Genomic DNA, 15,866 nt, shown 5'->3' on the forward strand with positions numbered 1-15,866 from the left:
CGTCATGAAAGCATTTCAGGTCAACGCACCGCACGATTTCAAGGTCGCCGATGTCGATGTTCCCACCCCGGCGGCAGGTGAAGTGCTGGTACGCGTGGCGTTTGCCGGCATCTGCGGCTCGGACATGCACATCATCCACGGCGACAACGCCTTCGTGCGCTTTCCGCGCATCACGGGCCACGAGTTTGCAGGGGTGGTCGAAACGCTGGGCGAGGGCGTGGACGGCGTGAGCGCCGGTGATCGCGTCTGCGTCGACCCGGTCATCAGCTGCGGCACCTGTTATCCGTGTCGGATTGGCCGCCCCAACGTATGCAGCGCTCTGGAGGTGATCGGCGTTCATAGAAACGGCGGCTTCGAAGAGTTCGTTGCCGTGCCGGCCGCCAACGTGCATCCGGTGCCCGAGCATATCGGCCTCGACGCCGCCGCGCTGGTCGAGCCTTACACCATCGCCGCCAACGTGCTGGACCGCATGCAGCCTCATCCCGGCGACCGGCTCCTGATTCTGGGGGCGGGCATGATCGGCATGACCATCCTGCAGATGGCCCGCGCCAAGGGGATCGACGAGATCATCGTGACCGACGTCATCGATGAGCGCCTGACCGCGGCCAAAGCGCTTGGCGCGACCCACGTGTTCAACAGCCGCACTCAGGATGTCGAACAGGAGATTCTGGCGCTGACCGAAGGCGAGGGCGTGCCGCTGATCGCCGACGCCGCCTGCGTACCGGCGCTCTTGCCGCAGATGCTGCGCCTGGCATCGCCGGCTGGCCGTATCGGTCTGCTCGGTTTCAGTACCCAGCCAAGCGATCTGGTGCAACTCGAAGTGATCAAGAAAGAGCTGACGCTGGTCGGCTCGCGGCTCAATAATCGAAAGTTTCCGGAGGTGCTTGCGCTCATGGCAAGCGGCAAGCTGGACCCGTTGGCGCTGGTCAGCCACCGGTTACCGCTTACTGAGATGCCCGATGCCATCGACATGCTCGATCACCGTCCTGAAGAAGCCCGCAAGGTACTGATTCAGGTCAGTACTTGAGGGTGTGTCAACTCATCACGCCATCTCACTAACCTGTTTTGAAACAGTCAAGCGCGACTAACAACCAACAACGCAAACGTGCAGGAGCGACAAACATGATCAAGAAGCTTTTAACCAGTGCGGTACTTGGAACGGCTCTTCTAGGCGCACAATCTGCCCTTGCCGCCGACTACACGCTGCGCTTTGGGCATCTGGCCAACGAGCAGAACATCTGGCACCAGGCCGCCGAGAAGTTCAAGGAAGAGGTGGAAGCCAACTCCGACGGACGTATCGAGGTTCGCCTGTACCCCAGCGAGCAGCTGGGCAGCGAAATGGATGTGATCAACAGCATCCAGCTGGGCACCGCGGACATGACCATCACCGGCGAGAGCCTGCAGAACTGGGCGCCCAAGGCCGCCATGATGGCCGTGCCTTACGCCTTCCGCGATTCTGACCACCTGCACGCAGCGGTCAACGGCGACATCGGTAGCGAAATCGAAGAGCAGATCATCGAACGCACCAATCTGGTGCCGCTGGCCTGGTTCGAGCGCGGCGCCCGCGAGCTGACCTCCAACCGCCCGATTCGCACGCCCGACGACCTGGACGGCCTGCGCCTGCGCGTACCCAACGTACCGCTGTTCGTGGATGTCTGGCAGGCGCTCGGCGCGCGCCCGACACCGATGGCGTTCAGCGAAGTGTTTACCGCGCTTCAGCAGAACACCCTGGAAGGCCAGGAGAACCCGCTGAGTTTGATCGAGAGCGCGAGCTTCAACGAGGTACAGGACTACGTCAACATGACCGGCCACGTGCGCAGCTGGATCTACGTGGTGATCGGTCGTAACCAGCTGGAAAAGATGCCGGAAGAGTTGCAGGACGTGGTGCGCGAGGCGGCCCAGACCATGCAGAGCTTCGAATCCGAGCTCTTTGACGAGGACCAGACGCGTCTGGAGCAGGAGCTCAAGGATCGGGGCATGGAGTTCATCGACGTCGACGTGGACGCCTTCGCCGAGAAAGCTCGTCCGGCAGTGCTCGATGCCCTGACGCCGGAACAGCGTGAGCTGTTCGACGCCATTCAAGACCTGTAAGCCGATTGGTAACGAGGATGGGCTGGCCGCGTGCCAGCCCATCGTCTATCTGCAAGAGCAGTCTGTCCCACGAGGATACGTTTATGAACTCGGATCAAAAAACGCTTGAGCAAGAAGCGTTGGAGAGCCTGGATTCGATGTCGACGGTGCCCAAGCTGCAAGGCCCTATCGGGCGGTTGATCGGCTGGGTGGATACCTGTTTTCTCACACTTGCCGTTCTGGCGCTGATCGCCATTGCGGTCACGGTACTGCTGCAGGTGAGTTCACGGCTGTTCCTGCCGATTTCCATTTCCTGGACCGAAGAGCTTTCGCGCTATCTGTTCATCTACATGGTGGCGTTGTCGGTGGGCGTGGTCATGCGCCAGAACCGTAATATCAGTGTCGAGCTTTTCCATCATATGCTCGGCCCCCGCACGAAGGCGGCGTTTCAGGCGCTGATCTGTCTGATCATCGGCGTGTTCGCGTTTCTGGTACTGCCCTACGCCTGGCAGTATGCCCAGAACGGCACCTGGCAGACATCTCCCACGCTGCGCGTTCCCATGCTGTATATCTTCTTCTCGACGGTCGTTACCTATGCGCTGCTCCTGGTCTACAGCGCCCTGGGGTGTCTTGAGGGAATCCTCGCGATGTGTCGCCCCTCCGCCCCCCGTAAACAGGAGTCCTGAGCATGGAAGTCATCATCTTATTCAGCGTTTTCTTGATACTGCTGGTGGTGGGCATGCCTATCGCCTTTGCGCTCGGCATCGCCTCGACCGCCTATCTTTTGATGGAAGGCATTTCACTGACCATCGTGCCCCAGCGCATGTACGCCGGTATCGATACCTTCGTGCTGCTGTGTATTCCGGGCTTCGTGCTCGCCGGTAACCTGATGAACGTGGGTAACATCACCGAACACATCGTGCGCTTCTCCAATGCGCTTCTGGGCCACATTCGCGGCGGCCTGGGCCTTGCCAACGTGGGCGGCTCGATGATCTTTGGCGGGATTTCCGGCACCGCCGTGGCGGACTCGGCGAGCATCGGCTCGGTAATGATTCCCGGCATGGCGCGCTCGGGCTACGACAAGCCGTTTGCTGCTGCGGTCACCGCCGCCTCATCCACCGTCGGGCCGATCATCCCGCCCAGCGTGCCGATGATCATCGCGGGTTCCTTGAGCGGTATCTCCGTGGGCCGCATGTTTCTGGCCGGCGCGGTGCCGGGGCTTCTGATGGGCGTCGCCATGATGGTCACGGTGTATATTCTGGCCGTTCGCCGGGGCTACCCCAAGGAGAAGCGTGTGCCGGTTCTACAGCTTCTGCGCGAAGCCAAGACCGCTTTCTGGGCGCTGTTGATGACCGTGATCATTCTCTACGGCATCATCGGCGGCTTCTTCACGCCGACCGAGGCCTCGATCGTGGCTTGCGTCTATGCGTTGGTGGTGGGCATGTACGTCTACAAGGGCCTCACCTGGCGCAAGCTCCCGGGCATTCTGGTCGACACCGTGCTGACGTCATCGGCACTCTTGTTGATGGTGGGCCTGGCCAACCTGTTCGGCTGGATCCTGACCAGCGAGCAGATCCCGCAGATGATTGCCACGCTGATTCTCTCCATCAGCGAAAATCCGCTGATCGTGCTCTTGATCCTCAACCTGATCCTGCTGTTCGTCGGCGCGTTCATGGAAACCATCGCCGCGCTGATCATTCTGTTCCCGGCGCTCGTTGGGGTGGCCACCGGTGTGGGCGTGGACCCGGTGCACTTCGCCGTGATTGCCGTGCTCAACCTGATGATCGGCCTGACCACGCCGCCGGTCGGGGTGTGCCTGTTCGTGGTTGCCGGTATCGGCAAGCTGCCGATGCTGACGGTTGCCCGCGCCATCGTACCTTTTTTGCTCTGCAACCTGGCGGTACTGATGCTGGTGACTTACGTGCCAGCCATTTCGCTGTGGTTGCCGAATCTGCTGATGGGGAGTAACTAGCTGGGACGGGCGGTGACCTGGGGAGCTTCCAACGTCAAGACCCGAGTGGTTAGCGGGCCAAACTGCCATTGAAAGGGTCTTCATGGATCGGGCAGCGATACGTGTTCAGGCGTATCGCTGCTTTTTTATGGCCCGTAAGTTTCAGGGGTATGGAAGATAAGTGAGCTCTTTTAAAAAATTTTATGATGTTTCAATGTTTTAAAGGCTGTTAGCGTGTTTGCTGTGCGACTTGTGGATCAAGAACCTACCAAAGTATAGGATGCATGACAGCGTTTATTTGCCATGCTGCCATACTAGTCATGTCAGGTGAGGTTTTCATACTTTTCCAGGGCTGAAGCCAATGAGCGATATCAACAGCGCTTTGCAAGTGCAATGGCAGGCTACACCGGACACGGAATCGATTCGCCAGCGACTTTATCAGGTGGTTCGTCAGTCCATCATCAAGATGATCCTGGCGCCGGGAAAAGCACTCTCTGAAAAGGAGATGGCCGATATCTTTTCTGTCAGCCGCCAACCGGTTCGCGAAACGTTCATTCGGCTTTCGGAGGTGGGGCTTGTAGAAGTCAAGCCGCAGCGAGGCACTTATGTCGTCAGGATTTCCCGGCAAGCGGTGCTCGAGGCGCGTTTCCTGCGCGAAGCGGTCGAAGTGGCAGTGGCGGTGGAGGCCGCCAGGAAGGGGCTTCCCTCTTCCAGCTTGGTGGAGCTGAATGAGCTGATTGAACGGCAGAAGGGGTGCATCGCAAGACAGGATCACGACCGTTTTTTCGTGCTGGACGAAATATTCCACCGCACCCTGGCATTGTCGGCCGGGCAGGTGATGGCGTGGAACGTCATCGAAAATGCCAAAGCGCAGCTGGATAGAGTGAGGTATTTGAGTATTCCCGCATCCACGCCGATCGCGAAACTCGCCGACCAGCATCAGGCCATCGTGGATGCCATCGCCCAGGCAGACGAGGGCCGCGCGGCAGAGGCGATGAATCAGCACCAGCGCGAAATACTGCAGTCGCTACCCGAGCTCGAAAGCCGTTTTCCGGACATGTTCGAGGAAACCACGGCCTCGGTGGCTTGCCAGTTAGCTTGAAATGGGGCTGCGGGGAAAAAGGGCGCAGAGCCAGGCCCTGCCGCCGGCCACAACGACAGCAATAACACACCATAATGAAAGGAGCTGACAATGAAACTACAAACAGTACTCCCGAAAACGCTTCCCATCGCACTGGTACTCGCCAGCGGTTCTGCTTACGCCAACTACCAGTTGAACCTGTCGATTGCGCTCAGCCCGCAGGACCCTATCGCCCTGGCGTTGGATGAAGCGAAGGAGACGATCGCCGAGCGTTCTGACGGTGAGCTGACCATTCAGATCTTTCCCAACAGCCAGCTCGGCTCCGACGAGGATGTCGTTGAGCAGATTCGCAGCGGCGCCAATATCGCCATCCTCATCGATGCCGGGCGCTTATCCGAATATCAGCCGGAACTCGGTATCTTGAGTGCGCCTTATCTGGTCGAGGATCCCATGGATTATGACCGCATCACGTCCTCATCGCTCTATAACGACTGGGTCGAAAGCCTGGCGGATCAAAGCGGTTTGCGCCTGCTCAACTACAACTGGTTTCAAGGGTCGCGCCAGATGCTGACCCAGAACGAGGTCAACACGCCGGAGGATCTTAAAGGCGTGCGCATTCGTACGATCAATTCGCCGGTATGGGTCAAGACCATCGAAGCCATGGGCGCCACGGCCACGCCGCTGCCTTGGTCCGAAGTCTACTCGGCGCTGCAGCTGGGCTCGATCGATGGTGCGGAGGCGCAGCTCACCGCCGCGGAGGGGCAGAACCTGCACGAGGTCATCACTCACGTGGCGCTGACCAATCATATCCATCTGATGACTGGCATCGCGACCTCGGACCAGTGGTATCAATCCCTGCCGGAAGAGCTGCGCAGTATTCTCGACGAAGAGCTTTTGAAAGCCGGCGATGAAGCCAGCATCGCTATCGCCGAGGCCCAGGCCGCCGTGCAGGAGCGCATGGAGGGCGAAGGCGTCACGTTCACCGAAGTCGATCGTGAGCTGTTTCGTGAACGGGTCGATAGCGTCTACGAGGAGCTGGGCTACGACCAGTACCGCGAGCAGCTGCTCGGCCAGGAGTAACCGCATGCCTTCGTCGCTTCCGGCGAGGGCGCTTTGCTATCGATCATGACACCGGGCTCGTCAAAGCCCGGTGTCGATAGCCCTTTCTAAACGGTACCTCGCTGGGATGGAGCATGTATGTGGCACTGGTACGACAAGACCGAAGAGTGGCTGGCCGTTGTGCTGCTGGGCGGAACCTCGCTTGCAATGCTGGTGAGTTCCATTGCTCGGGCGATTGGTCAGCCCTTCGCCGGGGGCGCCGAGCTTGCCCAGTTCCTGTTCATCTGGACCGCCGTACTGGGCGCGGACATTACGCTTCGCTATGGCGGACAGGTGCGAATCGATGCGCTGATCGTCCGGTTGCCCATGAAGCTTCAATGGCTCATTACCGGCGCGAGTCTGTTGCTGATGCTGGTGTTTCTCTGCTTTCTTGCCTGGTACGGCTTCGCCCTTGCCACTTCGAACTGGCAGCGGCCGATGGGGGTGGCAGGTCTCAGCTACGGCTACATCACCTTGGCGCTACCCGTGGGTGCGGTACTGATGATCGTGACGCTGCTGCGGCGCATCTGGGATGTGGGGGTTGTCGCGAGCCTCGCCGCCGATGACGAGCACCCGGTGGAGGAAACATTATGACCGCCGCACTACTACTGGGGCTTGGGTTGCTACTGATGGCCATCGGCATGCCGGTGGCGTTCGCTATCGGCATTGCCGGGTTTACGTACTTCCTTTTGCCCGAGACGTTCCTGCCTACCAGTATCGCCGTGCAGCGGATCGTGTCGTCCACCCAGTCGTTTCCACTGCTCGCGGTGCCGCTGTTTATCTTCATCGGCCACTTGATGAACGCCAGCGGCATCACGCCGCGGCTGGTTCGACTTTCTACCCTGCTGGCCGGGTGGATGAGCGGCGGACTGGCCCAGGCGAGTATCGTGTTGAGTACCTTGATGGGGGGCGTGTCAGGCTCTGCAGTGGCCGATGCCGCCATGCAGTCGCGGGTGCTGGGTAAAAGCATGGTGCAAGGCGGCTACTCCGCCGGTTTTTCCGGGGCGGTGCTTTCTATTGGCGGGCTTATTACGGCGACGATTCCGCCGAGTATCGGCCTGATCCTTTACGGCTACCTGGGCGAGGTTTCCATCGGGCGACTGTTTATCGCCGGGCTGGTGCCCGGGTTTCTGTTGATGGTCGCGTTCATGGTGACCACGTTCATCATGGCCAAAAAGCGCGGTTACCGGCCGGTTCGGTCGAGCCTGCCGACGGGCAAAGAGCTTTTGAAGGCACTGCGTGAAAGCATCTGGGCCATTCTGTTTCCGGTATGGCTACTGGTAGGGATTCGCTACGGACTCTTCACGCCTTCCGAGGCGGGTGCCTTCGCCGTAGCCTACGCGCTGCTGGTCGGCTGCGCCATTCATCGCGAAATGGGCCTCAAGGAGTTACTCGGCGCCATGCGCGCCAGTGTCAGGGATATCGGTATGGTCATGCTGATCATCATGTTCGCGGGCATCATCGGGTACGTCGTTTCCTTCGAGCGCGTTCCGCAGACGATCGCGGAACTGACCCTCGGGGTATTCAACAGCCAGACCGCCTTGTTGTTCGTGCTGGCGCTGCTGCTTGTCTTGATGGGCATGCTGCTGGAGGCGACCGTGGTGGTGATGCTGCTCACGCCGATTCTGGTGCCTGTCGTCAAGGCGGCGGGGGTAGATCCGGTACATTTCGGTTTGCTGATGATGACGCTGGTCACCTTCGGTGGCATGACGCCGCCGGTGGGTATTTCGATGTATACGGTGTGCGGCATCCTGCGCTGTTCGTTCTATGACTACAGCCGCGAACTGCTGCCTTATGTGCTGGCGGTCTTCGTCGTGGTGGCCGGCATTATCTTCTTTCCGGATATCGTACTGTTCCTGCCGAACTGGCTACTTGGTTAAGGAAGAGGTATGGAAGACGTCTCGACTCGGGCGGACCGAGTCGGGCAGGACTATCCCTTTAGAGTCGCCTTGTCGGCGAACAGGTAGTAGTCGATTTCATCTTCCTCCTCAAGCGTGCTGGCCTTGAAGAGCATTTCCTTGGTGTTTTCCAGGTGCTGCCACATGGCCTTTTGCGCGCCGTCGCTGTCGCGGCGGATCAGCGCCTTGAGGATGACGTCATGATCGTCGCACCAGCTGTCGAGAGACTGGCGATTGTCGATTCTATCGTGAAGCTTTTGCCAAAGCTGGTTCTTGTCGCGCTGGTGCCAGAGTTTCTCGACCAGATAGACCAGGACGGCGTTCTGGGTCGATTCGGCAATTTTCAGGTGGAAGCGTTTGTCCCACTCGGAATCCTGATAGCGGTCCTCGCGACGCGCCTGCTGGCTGATTTCCATCAGCTTCTGGATATCGTTTTTGGTGATCAGCGTTGCGGCAAAGGCGGCGATCTGGCTCTCGATGAGCTGGCGCGCCTGGAGCATCTCGAAGGGGCCGGCAGTGAGGGCGTCTTCCTCGTCGTCACCCCTGGCGGCCTGAGGCTCGTCGGGCGGGGTGAGCACGTAGATGCCTGACCCCTTGCGCACTTCGACCAGCCCCTGCAGTTCCAGCATGATCAGCGCTTCGCGCACCACCGTGCGGCTGACGCCGAGTTCTTCGGCCAGGTCGCGTTCGGCGGGCAGGCGTTCACCCTCCTTGTAACGGCCGGACAGAATACGCTCTTTCAGCTGTAGCCCGGTTTTCTGATAGAGACGTTGCGGAGCTGGCAGTTGCATCGTAGTCATCCATGGAAGGGGCGCGACACATCGGCTCTGTGAGCCGATGTGTCGGTGGGTTTACAGCGCCACGGTGGCCGGTTGACCGGCGGCCTGCGCTTCGCCGTTGATGTAAAGCGTCCGGGCGTCATCCGTGGCCAGTGTGAAGGTCGCCGTGCCGTAGGGCAGCTGGTAACCCTTGTCGACCACCTCGGTGGTGACATGAATCGCCTCGGCGCTGGTGCGCATGTGCAGCTCGACCAAAGCGTGGGCGCTTTGCCACTGGCTCGTTTCGCCGTCGTCCTCGAAGAGGGTGTAGCTGGACGTGCTATCGCCACTGCGGGCCGGGAACAGCAAGAAGCCGCGCCGGTCCTCGTCCTTGCTGGCGAAGGTTCGGGGGGCCTCGTTGGTCGGAATGATCGCGCCAGCCTTCACCAGCAAAGGCGTCTGATGGTAGGGCGCATCGAGGGTGGCATGCGTGCCGCCTTCGATGAACCGGCCGGTGTAGAAATCGAACCAGCCTGCGGCGTGGACCGGGGCGTAGACCTCACGGGTGGACACGCCCGGTTCGACGACGCTTGCCACCAGCAGCGATTCGCCCACCAGGAAGTCGTCGTTTTCCTGCCAGGTACGCGTGTCTTCCTCGAAATCGAAGAAGGTAGGCTTGATCAACGGCTCGTGATGGACATGGGCCTTGTAGAACGCGCTGTACCAGTAAGGGGTAAGACGCGAGCGCAGCTTGATCAGCTCTCGAATGGGGACCACGGCGTCTTCATACATCCAGGGCTCGTTGACCGTCGCATCCTCGTTCCAGGAGTGGATGGTGAACCGGGGGTGGAAGATGCCGTTTTGTACCCAGCGAATGAACAGTTCCTGATCCGGTTTGGGGCCGGCGAACCCGCCCACGTCGTGGCCGACGTTGAAGACGCCGGACAAGCTCAGGCCCAGGCCGGTCTTGTTGTTGAACCGGATGGTCTTCCACTCGGTGCGGTTGTCGCCGGTCCAGGTCTGCACGTAGCGGTGCATGCCCGGTGCGCCGGAGCGCGAAATGAGAAACGGCCGTTTCGCGGGGGCGTATTCCGTCTGCGCCTCGAAGGAGGCCTTCATCATCAGCAGTGGAAAGAGCGCGCGAATGCTGGTGAAGGAAAGCGGCGTGCCGAAGCCGGCGGCCTGGGTCGCCTTGTTCCAGATCTCGTACTCGTTGTTGTCGTTCCAGGTCGTCTCGATACCGTACTCGAGCAGTTGCCGGGTGACTTCGTCCTTCCACCAGCCGTAGGCGCCCTCATGGGTGAAATCGACGTGGGCGCCGCCGCCGTCCCAGAATTGGGCAAGCTCGGTGTCGCCGTTGGTGTTCTTGAGAAAATAGCCCTGGGCCTCGAGCTTCTCGTACTGAGGGTGGTCCGTCAGCAGTGCCGGCTTGATGTTGGCCGCCAAGCGAATGCCTTTTTGCTTGAAATCCGCCGATAGCTTCCTGGCATCCGGGAATTTTTGCGTGTTCCAGTTGAACACGTAGCGCTTGTGATCGATGGAGGTATAGCCCGAGGAGAGCTGGAACGAATCGCACAGGATGTCGTGCTGCTCGCACTGCTCGATGAATTCCCACACCTGCTCCTGGGCGTTGGGGGCGTCGGTGTAGCTCATGGTCGAGCCCGAATAGCCGATGCTCCACCTTGGCGGCAGAGCGGTCTTGCCGGTCATCCAGGTATAAGTGGCTACCACGTCTCGCACCCTTGGGCCGGCCATCATGTAGTAGTCCAGATCACCGGACTGCGCCTCGAAGTAGCGGTAAAGGCCGTGGTAGTTGTCCAACTCACGGCCCAGGTCGAAGTAGCCCGGGGCCAGGTTGTCGTAGAAAAGCCCGTAGGAGAACCCCTGTTCCGGCTTACGCGTGATGTAGAACGGGATGTGCTTGTAGAGCGGGTCCGAGTACTCGGCGTCGTAGCCCATCGCGTCGATGGTGATGTTGCGATAGCGGCCATGATGATGGTCGAGCTGGCCGGTGCGTTCGCCAAGGCCGAAGTACTGCTCCTTGATGTCTCTTTTCAGGTAGTGCTTGATCTCGCTGCCAAGCTCTCCGGCGAAGTTGTAGGCCTGGGTCTGACGATCCTGGGCAAAAAGCTGCCACTGTCCTTGAGTGGCCTGGTACCAGGCGATTCGAAAGCCCTCTTTCTGAATGACGGCCTTCAATTGCTGTGTCTGGATCGTGACGCTCTGCTCGTCCTCGGCAAGATCGAACGCCGGCAGACTGAAGTAATCGGTGCTGAAGCGATCCCGACCCTGCGCGGGCAAGTCGTCCTGGCCCGGCGCGATGCTCCAGGTCCGGCCGACCTCGAGTCCCTCGCGTTTTTCAAAGAGCACGCGAAAGACGCCCTCCTCGAGGATGAAGACGTGAGCGGCCACGTCCTCGTCCGTTGATGCAAAGGTGAGGTGGTTTTGCTGGGTCTTTGCCAGGTGAAAGCGATAGCGCGCTTGAATATTCATCCAGGTCAATCCTTGAAAATTACATTAGGCCCGCCAGGCGCGGTAGCCACTCGCTGAGCATCGGTACCAATGTTATCAGCATGAGTACCGCGATGACCGCTGCGTAGAACGGCAGAAGGGGCTTGATCACTTCTTCCATTTTGAGCTTGGCGACCGTGCTGCCCACGTACAACGCACTGCCGCCGGGCGGCGTGATGTTGCCGATACACAGGTTGACGATGAGCAGGACACCGAAGTGCACCGGGCTCATGCCGAACTCGGAGACTACCGGCAGAAAAATGGGTGTAAAGATCAGGATGGCCGGCGTGACATCCATGAAGGTACCAATCAGCAGCAAGATGACGTTGATCAGAATGAGGATCAGGATGGGGTTGTCGGTCAGTGCGAGGATACCGGCACTGATCGCCGCCGGAATGCCGGTGAAAGCCATGACCAGTGCCAGCATGGCAGAGGTGCCGATGAGGAACATGATGACCACGGTCAGTTCCGCGGTTTCCTTCAAAATACCGGGCAGTTGCTTGATCGACAGGCTGCGATAGGCCAGAGAGAGCAGCAGGGCGTAGACCACCGCCACCGCCGAGGCTTCGGTGGCGGTGAAGACGCCGCCGATGATGCCGCCGATGATGATGAAGATCAAAAACAGGCTGGGAATGGCGTCCCACAGCACCTTGAGTACCGAGCGCAGCGGCACGGCGTTCGGTGAGCGATAGCCCTTTCGCTTGGCGATGATGAAGGCCACGGCCATGGTCGCCAGGCCCCAGAGAATGCCCGGAATATAGCCCGCGAGGAACAGCGCGGCTACTGAGGTGCCGCCGCTTACCAGCGAATAGATGATGAAGAGTCCGGTAGGCGGAATGATCAGCCCCGTCGGTGCCGAGGCGATGTTGACCGCCGCGGAGAACTTGCGGTCATAGCCTTCCTCGTCCTGCAGCGGGTGCATGACCTTGCCGATCGCCGCCGCCGAGGCCACCGACGACCCCGCCAGCGAGCCGAACAGCATGTTGCCGACGATATTGGTGTGAGCAAGTGAGCCCGGCAAGCGACCGGTGAACAGGCGAGCCACGTTGACCAGGCGCATCGCGATGCCGCCCTGGTTCATGATGATACCGGTCAAGAGAAAGAAGGGCACGGCGAGCAGTGTGAAACTGTCGATACCGGTCACCATCTTCTGAGCCGATGTGAAAACGGCGACATCGAAGGGGGCGATGAGCAGCATCGTCACGATGGAGGCGCCGGCCATGCTGATGGCGATCGGTACCCCGATGAATAGAAAGATGAAAAACGAGATGAGTAGACTAAAACCTGCGATGATTGTCATGGCGCGAATGCCTTGTTGTTGATTAAACGTCCAGGGTTTGGTCGAAATCGTTGGGAGTGCCGGCGCCGGCATTGAGCAGCTCGGCAATGCAGAACCAGAGAATCAGCACGCCCGAGATGGGCAGCGACAGGTAGATATACCCCATCGGGATACCCAACGAGACGGTCTGCTGTGACATGGTCAATGAGACGAGCCAGATGCCGCCGTAAATCATCACGAGGGCCGAGAACAGGATCAACAGCACGAGCACCAGGTAGCGAACCGCTTTCTGGAAACGCACGGAAAACCGGTTGACGACCATCTCCACCGCGATGTGCTTTTTGGTATGAAACGCCAGCGCCCCACCGATCATGGTGATCCAGATCAGCGAGTAGCGCAGGAATTCCTGGGAGAAGGTGCTGGGATCATTGAACACGTAGCGGCTCACCACCTGCCAGACGGCGACCAGCACCATGACGGCGAGCATGGCCGAGGTGAGTACCGTGATGAGTTTGCAGAGCAAACGATTGATCGTGTTTACCATGGTCTCAAGACTCCGTCTCTAGTGCTTGGATGCGCTCGTAAAGCGGCGCCAGGACCGGATTTTCGAGCACCCGTTCGTGCATGGGGGCGACCGCTTCCCGGAAAGCCTCTACATCCACGTCGTGGTGGAAATTAACGCCCATCTCCTCGGCCCTGGTCACCGCTTTTTCGATCTCCTGGGCCCAAAGCTCCTTGTGGAACTCGGTGGATTCGATCGCCGCTTCTCTGAGCCACTGCTGCTGCTGTGGCGTGAAGCTCTGCCAGCGGTGCTGGCTGAAGATCAGAAGATCGGGGACGATGGCGTGGGCGGTGTAGGAGTACTCCTTGGCGACTTCGCCGTGATTCGATGAGGTCAGGGCGGTTTCGTTGTTCTCGGTACCGTCGATGACGCCCTGTTGCAGTGCCGTGTAGACTTCACCGTAGGCCATCGGTGTCGGTGCACCGCCCATCAGACGAATCATCTCGAGGGCAGTCTGGCTGGGCTGAACGCGAAGTTTTAGCCCCCGCATGTCCTCTGGAGTGCGTACCGGTGTATCGACGGTGTAGACGTTACGAATGCCGGAATCGTAGTAGGTCAGACCGAAGAAGCCGTTATCGGAAGTCTGCTGGTAGATATCCGTGGCGACGTCGCTGTCCATGACGCGATAGTAGTGCTCTGGGTCGGCAAAGAGGTAGGGCACGCTGAACAGCGAATAGACGTTAGAAAAGCTTTCGAGCGCGGTGGCACTCACCTTTGTGACGTCCACGGCGCCGGTTTGAATCAGCTCGATGACTTCCCGCTCGGATCCCAGCTGGCCGTTGGGATAGAGCTGGAACACGAGTTCGCCGCCGCTTTTTTCGCGTACGCGCTCGGCAAAATAGGCCAGTGACTGGTGCACGGGGTGGCCTTCGTTCATGTTGTGAGCGAGCCTTAGAAGGGTCACACTCGAGGATACCTCCGAGGGCATCGAGCAGCCTGAAAGCGCAATCAACGCGCCCGACAAGACTGAAATAACGCCTTTATTCATGTTGCCCCATCTCCTGAAAGCTGCCTTTAAGTAATACTTGTACGATATGGTCGTTGGGCCAATAAGAAGAAGCAGCTAAATTGGACTAACCAGTCCTGTTGTTAAATAGGCCTTTGGTCTCATTTGAGGGGGAAGAGGTTGACAATCACGGCAGCCGAGCCGACTCTTTGGCCTAACCAATTTTCATGGGCGCGAACTTTACTGCGCTCAGGCACGCACCGATCGTAATGGAGCCTCTCATGGCAGCATTTCTTGGCGAAGATTTTCTCCTCGATAGCGAGATGGCCAAACGGCTATACCACGGCTACGCCAGCACGCAGCCCATCTTCGACTACCACTGCCACCTGCCTCCTCGGGAAATCGCCCAGAATACGCGCTTCGACAACCTCACCTCGATCTGGCTGAAAGGCGACCACTACAAGTGGCGCGCCATGCGCTGGAACGGCGTAGACGAGCGGTTCTGTACCGGTGATGCGAGCGACTACGAGAAATTCCAGGCCTGGGCGGCCACCGTGCCTCATACGCTGGGGAATCCGCTCTTTCACTGGACCCACCTCGAGCTGAGGCGCCCCTTCGGCATAACCGACAAGCTGCTTTCGCCCTCGACCGCGGATGCCATCTGGGACGAGGCCAACGCGATGCTGGCAACGCCCGAGTTCTCCGCGCGGGGGATTCTCGAGCAGATGAACGTGCGCATGGTCGGCACCACCGACGACCCGGCGGACGATCTGAGCCATCACGCCGAAATCGCCGCGGATTCGAGCTTTGGCGTAAAAGTGTTGCCGAGCTTCCGGCCCGACCGTGCCTTCAAGCCGGCCGCCGAAGATTTCCCGGCGTATCTCGAAAAACTGGGCCGCGCCGCGGACGTCGAGATCCGTGATATCGCTTCGCTCTACACCGCGCTCGAAAAACGCCTGGATCACTTCCATGCCCACGGCTGCCGGATTTCCGACCACGGCATCGAGCGTGTCGCCTACGCCGCATCGACCGACGCCGAACTCGACGCCATTCTCGAGCGCCGCCTGAACGGCACGCTGCCCGATGAGCACGAGCAGGCGCAGTTCATGACCGCAGTGCTGATCTTCCTTGGCCGTGAATACCACCGCCGCGACTGGGCGCAGCAGTACCACATGGGGCCGTTGCGCAATAACAGCGCCCGCGGCTGGCGTGAGATCGGCGCCGATGCCGGCTTCGACTCCATGGACGACCGGCCCATGGCTGCACCGCTCAACCAACTGCTCAATGCCCTCGATCAGGATGATCGGCTGCCGCGCACCATCCTCTATTGCGTCAATCCGATCTTCAACGAAGTGCTGGCAACCACAGCGGGCAACTTCCAGGGCAATGGCATTCCCGGCAAGGTACAGTTCGGTTCCGGCTGGTGGTTCAACGACCAGCTCGACGGCATGGAGCGCCAGATGACCCAACTTTCGCAATTGGGGCTTTTGAGCCGCTTTGTGGGCATGCTGACGGATTCGCGCAGCTTCCTCTCCTACACCCGCCATGAGTATTTCCGTCGCCTGCTCTGCCGCATGCTCGGACGTTGGGTCGAACAGGGGCAACTCCCCAACGACGAAGCCTGGCTGGGGGGAATGGTCAACGATATCTGCTTTGACAACGCGCGCCGCTATTTCGGTATCGATGTTTAGTGCCCGATCCAGGAGAGCAGT

General features: G+C 59.7%; 14 protein-coding genes. 9 read left to right on the forward strand and 5 right to left on the reverse strand.

The window, feature by feature from the left end; translation table 11 throughout:
* The first annotated feature begins 4 nt into the window (after window positions 1–4).
* The 8 genes from HW452_RS03240 to HW452_RS03275 all read left to right on the forward strand — a co-directional run bounded on the left by HW452_RS03240 (window position 5) and on the right by HW452_RS03275 (window position 8,080).
* Complete coding sequence (locus HW452_RS03240) at window positions 5–1,027, forward strand: Zn-dependent oxidoreductase (RefSeq protein WP_224104669.1); 1,023 nt, start codon at window positions 5–7, stop codon at window positions 1,025–1,027.
* A gap of 95 nt (window positions 1,028–1,122) precedes the next feature.
* Complete coding sequence (locus HW452_RS03245) at window positions 1,123–2,091, forward strand: TRAP transporter substrate-binding protein (protein WP_224104670.1); 969 nt, start codon at window positions 1,123–1,125, stop codon at window positions 2,089–2,091.
* An 83-nt stretch (window positions 2,092–2,174) separates the two neighbouring features.
* Window positions 2,175–2,756: a TRAP transporter small permease gene (locus HW452_RS03250; RefSeq protein WP_224104671.1), complete on the forward strand. Its 582-nt coding sequence runs from the start codon at window positions 2,175–2,177 to the stop codon at window positions 2,754–2,756.
* A gap of 2 nt (window positions 2,757–2,758) precedes the next feature.
* Complete coding sequence (locus HW452_RS03255; RefSeq protein WP_224104672.1) at window positions 2,759–4,042, forward strand: TRAP transporter large permease; 1,284 nt, start codon at window positions 2,759–2,761, stop codon at window positions 4,040–4,042.
* Window positions 4,043–4,382: 340 nt separating this feature from the next.
* A complete protein-coding gene (locus tag HW452_RS03260; RefSeq protein ID WP_224104673.1) occupies window positions 4,383–5,123 on the forward strand; it encodes a GntR family transcriptional regulator in 741 nt (246 codons plus the stop codon).
* A 90-nt stretch (window positions 5,124–5,213) separates the two neighbouring features.
* Window positions 5,214–6,182, forward strand: coding sequence for a C4-dicarboxylate TRAP transporter substrate-binding protein (locus HW452_RS03265; RefSeq protein WP_224104674.1), 969 nt, complete (start codon window positions 5,214–5,216; stop codon window positions 6,180–6,182).
* A gap of 117 nt (window positions 6,183–6,299) precedes the next feature.
* Entirely contained in the window at window positions 6,300–6,794 is a 495-nt protein-coding gene (locus tag HW452_RS03270; protein ID WP_224104675.1) for a TRAP transporter small permease, read from the forward strand.
* Entirely contained in the window at window positions 6,791–8,080 is a 1,290-nt protein-coding gene (locus HW452_RS03275; protein WP_224104676.1) for a TRAP transporter large permease, read from the forward strand. Before HW452_RS03270 ends, HW452_RS03275 begins: the two co-directional genes overlap by 4 nt.
* A 50-nt stretch (window positions 8,081–8,130) precedes the next feature.
* Here the strand turns inward: HW452_RS03275 and HW452_RS17535 are convergent, their stop codons facing one another.
* The 5 genes from HW452_RS17535 to HW452_RS03305 are packed head-to-tail and all read right to left on the reverse strand — an operon-like array spanning window position 8,131 to window position 14,196.
* Window positions 8,131–8,889: a GntR family transcriptional regulator gene (locus HW452_RS17535; RefSeq protein WP_263433536.1), complete on the reverse strand. Its 759-nt coding sequence runs from the start codon at window positions 8,887–8,889 to the stop codon at window positions 8,131–8,133.
* Window positions 8,890–8,949: 60 nt separating this feature from the next.
* Window positions 8,950–11,349, reverse strand: a complete 2,400-nt coding sequence (locus tag HW452_RS03290) for a TIM-barrel domain-containing protein (RefSeq protein WP_224104677.1) — start codon at window positions 11,347–11,349, stop codon at window positions 8,950–8,952.
* A 19-nt stretch (window positions 11,350–11,368) separates the two neighbouring features.
* Window positions 11,369–12,667 carry a TRAP transporter large permease gene (locus HW452_RS03295; protein ID WP_224104678.1) on the reverse strand — a complete coding sequence of 433 codons (1,299 nt, stop codon included), beginning with the start codon at window positions 12,665–12,667 and terminating at the stop codon, window positions 11,369–11,371.
* A 22-nt stretch (window positions 12,668–12,689) separates the two neighbouring features.
* Complete coding sequence (locus HW452_RS03300) at window positions 12,690–13,190, reverse strand: TRAP transporter small permease (protein WP_224104679.1); 501 nt, start codon at window positions 13,188–13,190, stop codon at window positions 12,690–12,692.
* A gap of 4 nt (window positions 13,191–13,194) precedes the next feature.
* Window positions 13,195–14,196: a TRAP transporter substrate-binding protein gene (locus HW452_RS03305; RefSeq protein WP_224104680.1), complete on the reverse strand. Its 1,002-nt coding sequence runs from the start codon at window positions 14,194–14,196 to the stop codon at window positions 13,195–13,197.
* 239 nt (window positions 14,197–14,435) lie between these two features.
* Here HW452_RS03305 and uxaC point away from each other — a divergent pair, with 239 nt between their 5' ends.
* Window positions 14,436–15,845 carry a glucuronate isomerase gene (gene uxaC / locus HW452_RS03310; RefSeq protein WP_224104681.1) on the forward strand — a complete coding sequence of 470 codons (1,410 nt, stop codon included), beginning with the start codon at window positions 14,436–14,438 and terminating at the stop codon, window positions 15,843–15,845.
* The last annotated feature ends 21 nt before the right edge of the window (window positions 15,846–15,866 follow it).

This window comes from Vreelandella aquamarina, from assembly GCF_020075495.1.
GTDB classification, from domain to species: Bacteria; Pseudomonadota; Gammaproteobacteria; order Pseudomonadales; family Halomonadaceae; genus Vreelandella; species Vreelandella aquamarina_A.

Bases quoted from the DNA above. Each gene is read 5' to 3' on its own strand.
- HW452_RS03240 (WP_224104669.1), top strand. From the start codon at position 5: ATGAAAGCATTTCAGGTCAACGCACCGCACGATTTCAAGGTCGCCGAT.
- HW452_RS03245 (WP_224104670.1), top strand. From the start codon at position 1,123: ATGATCAAGAAGCTTTTAACCAGTGCGGTACTTGGAACGGCTCTTCTA.
- HW452_RS03250 (WP_224104671.1), top strand. From the start codon at position 2,175: ATGAACTCGGATCAAAAAACGCTTGAGCAAGAAGCGTTGGAGAGCCTG.
- HW452_RS03255 (WP_224104672.1), top strand. From the start codon at position 2,759: ATGGAAGTCATCATCTTATTCAGCGTTTTCTTGATACTGCTGGTGGTG.
- HW452_RS03260 (WP_224104673.1), top strand. From the start codon at position 4,383: ATGAGCGATATCAACAGCGCTTTGCAAGTGCAATGGCAGGCTACACCG.
- HW452_RS03265 (WP_224104674.1), top strand. From the start codon at position 5,214: ATGAAACTACAAACAGTACTCCCGAAAACGCTTCCCATCGCACTGGTA.
- HW452_RS03270 (WP_224104675.1), top strand. From the start codon at position 6,300: ATGTGGCACTGGTACGACAAGACCGAAGAGTGGCTGGCCGTTGTGCTG.
- HW452_RS03275 (WP_224104676.1), top strand. From the start codon at position 6,791: ATGACCGCCGCACTACTACTGGGGCTTGGGTTGCTACTGATGGCCATC.
- HW452_RS17535 (WP_263433536.1), bottom strand. From the start codon at position 8,889: ATGCAACTGCCAGCTCCGCAACGTCTCTATCAGAAAACCGGGCTACAG.
- HW452_RS03290 (WP_224104677.1), bottom strand. From the start codon at position 11,349: ATGAATATTCAAGCGCGCTATCGCTTTCACCTGGCAAAGACCCAGCAA.
- HW452_RS03295 (WP_224104678.1), bottom strand. From the start codon at position 12,667: ATGACAATCATCGCAGGTTTTAGTCTACTCATCTCGTTTTTCATCTTT.
- HW452_RS03300 (WP_224104679.1), bottom strand. From the start codon at position 13,190: ATGGTAAACACGATCAATCGTTTGCTCTGCAAACTCATCACGGTACTC.
- HW452_RS03305 (WP_224104680.1), bottom strand. From the start codon at position 14,196: ATGAATAAAGGCGTTATTTCAGTCTTGTCGGGCGCGTTGATTGCGCTT.
- uxaC (WP_224104681.1), top strand. From the start codon at position 14,436: ATGGCAGCATTTCTTGGCGAAGATTTTCTCCTCGATAGCGAGATGGCC.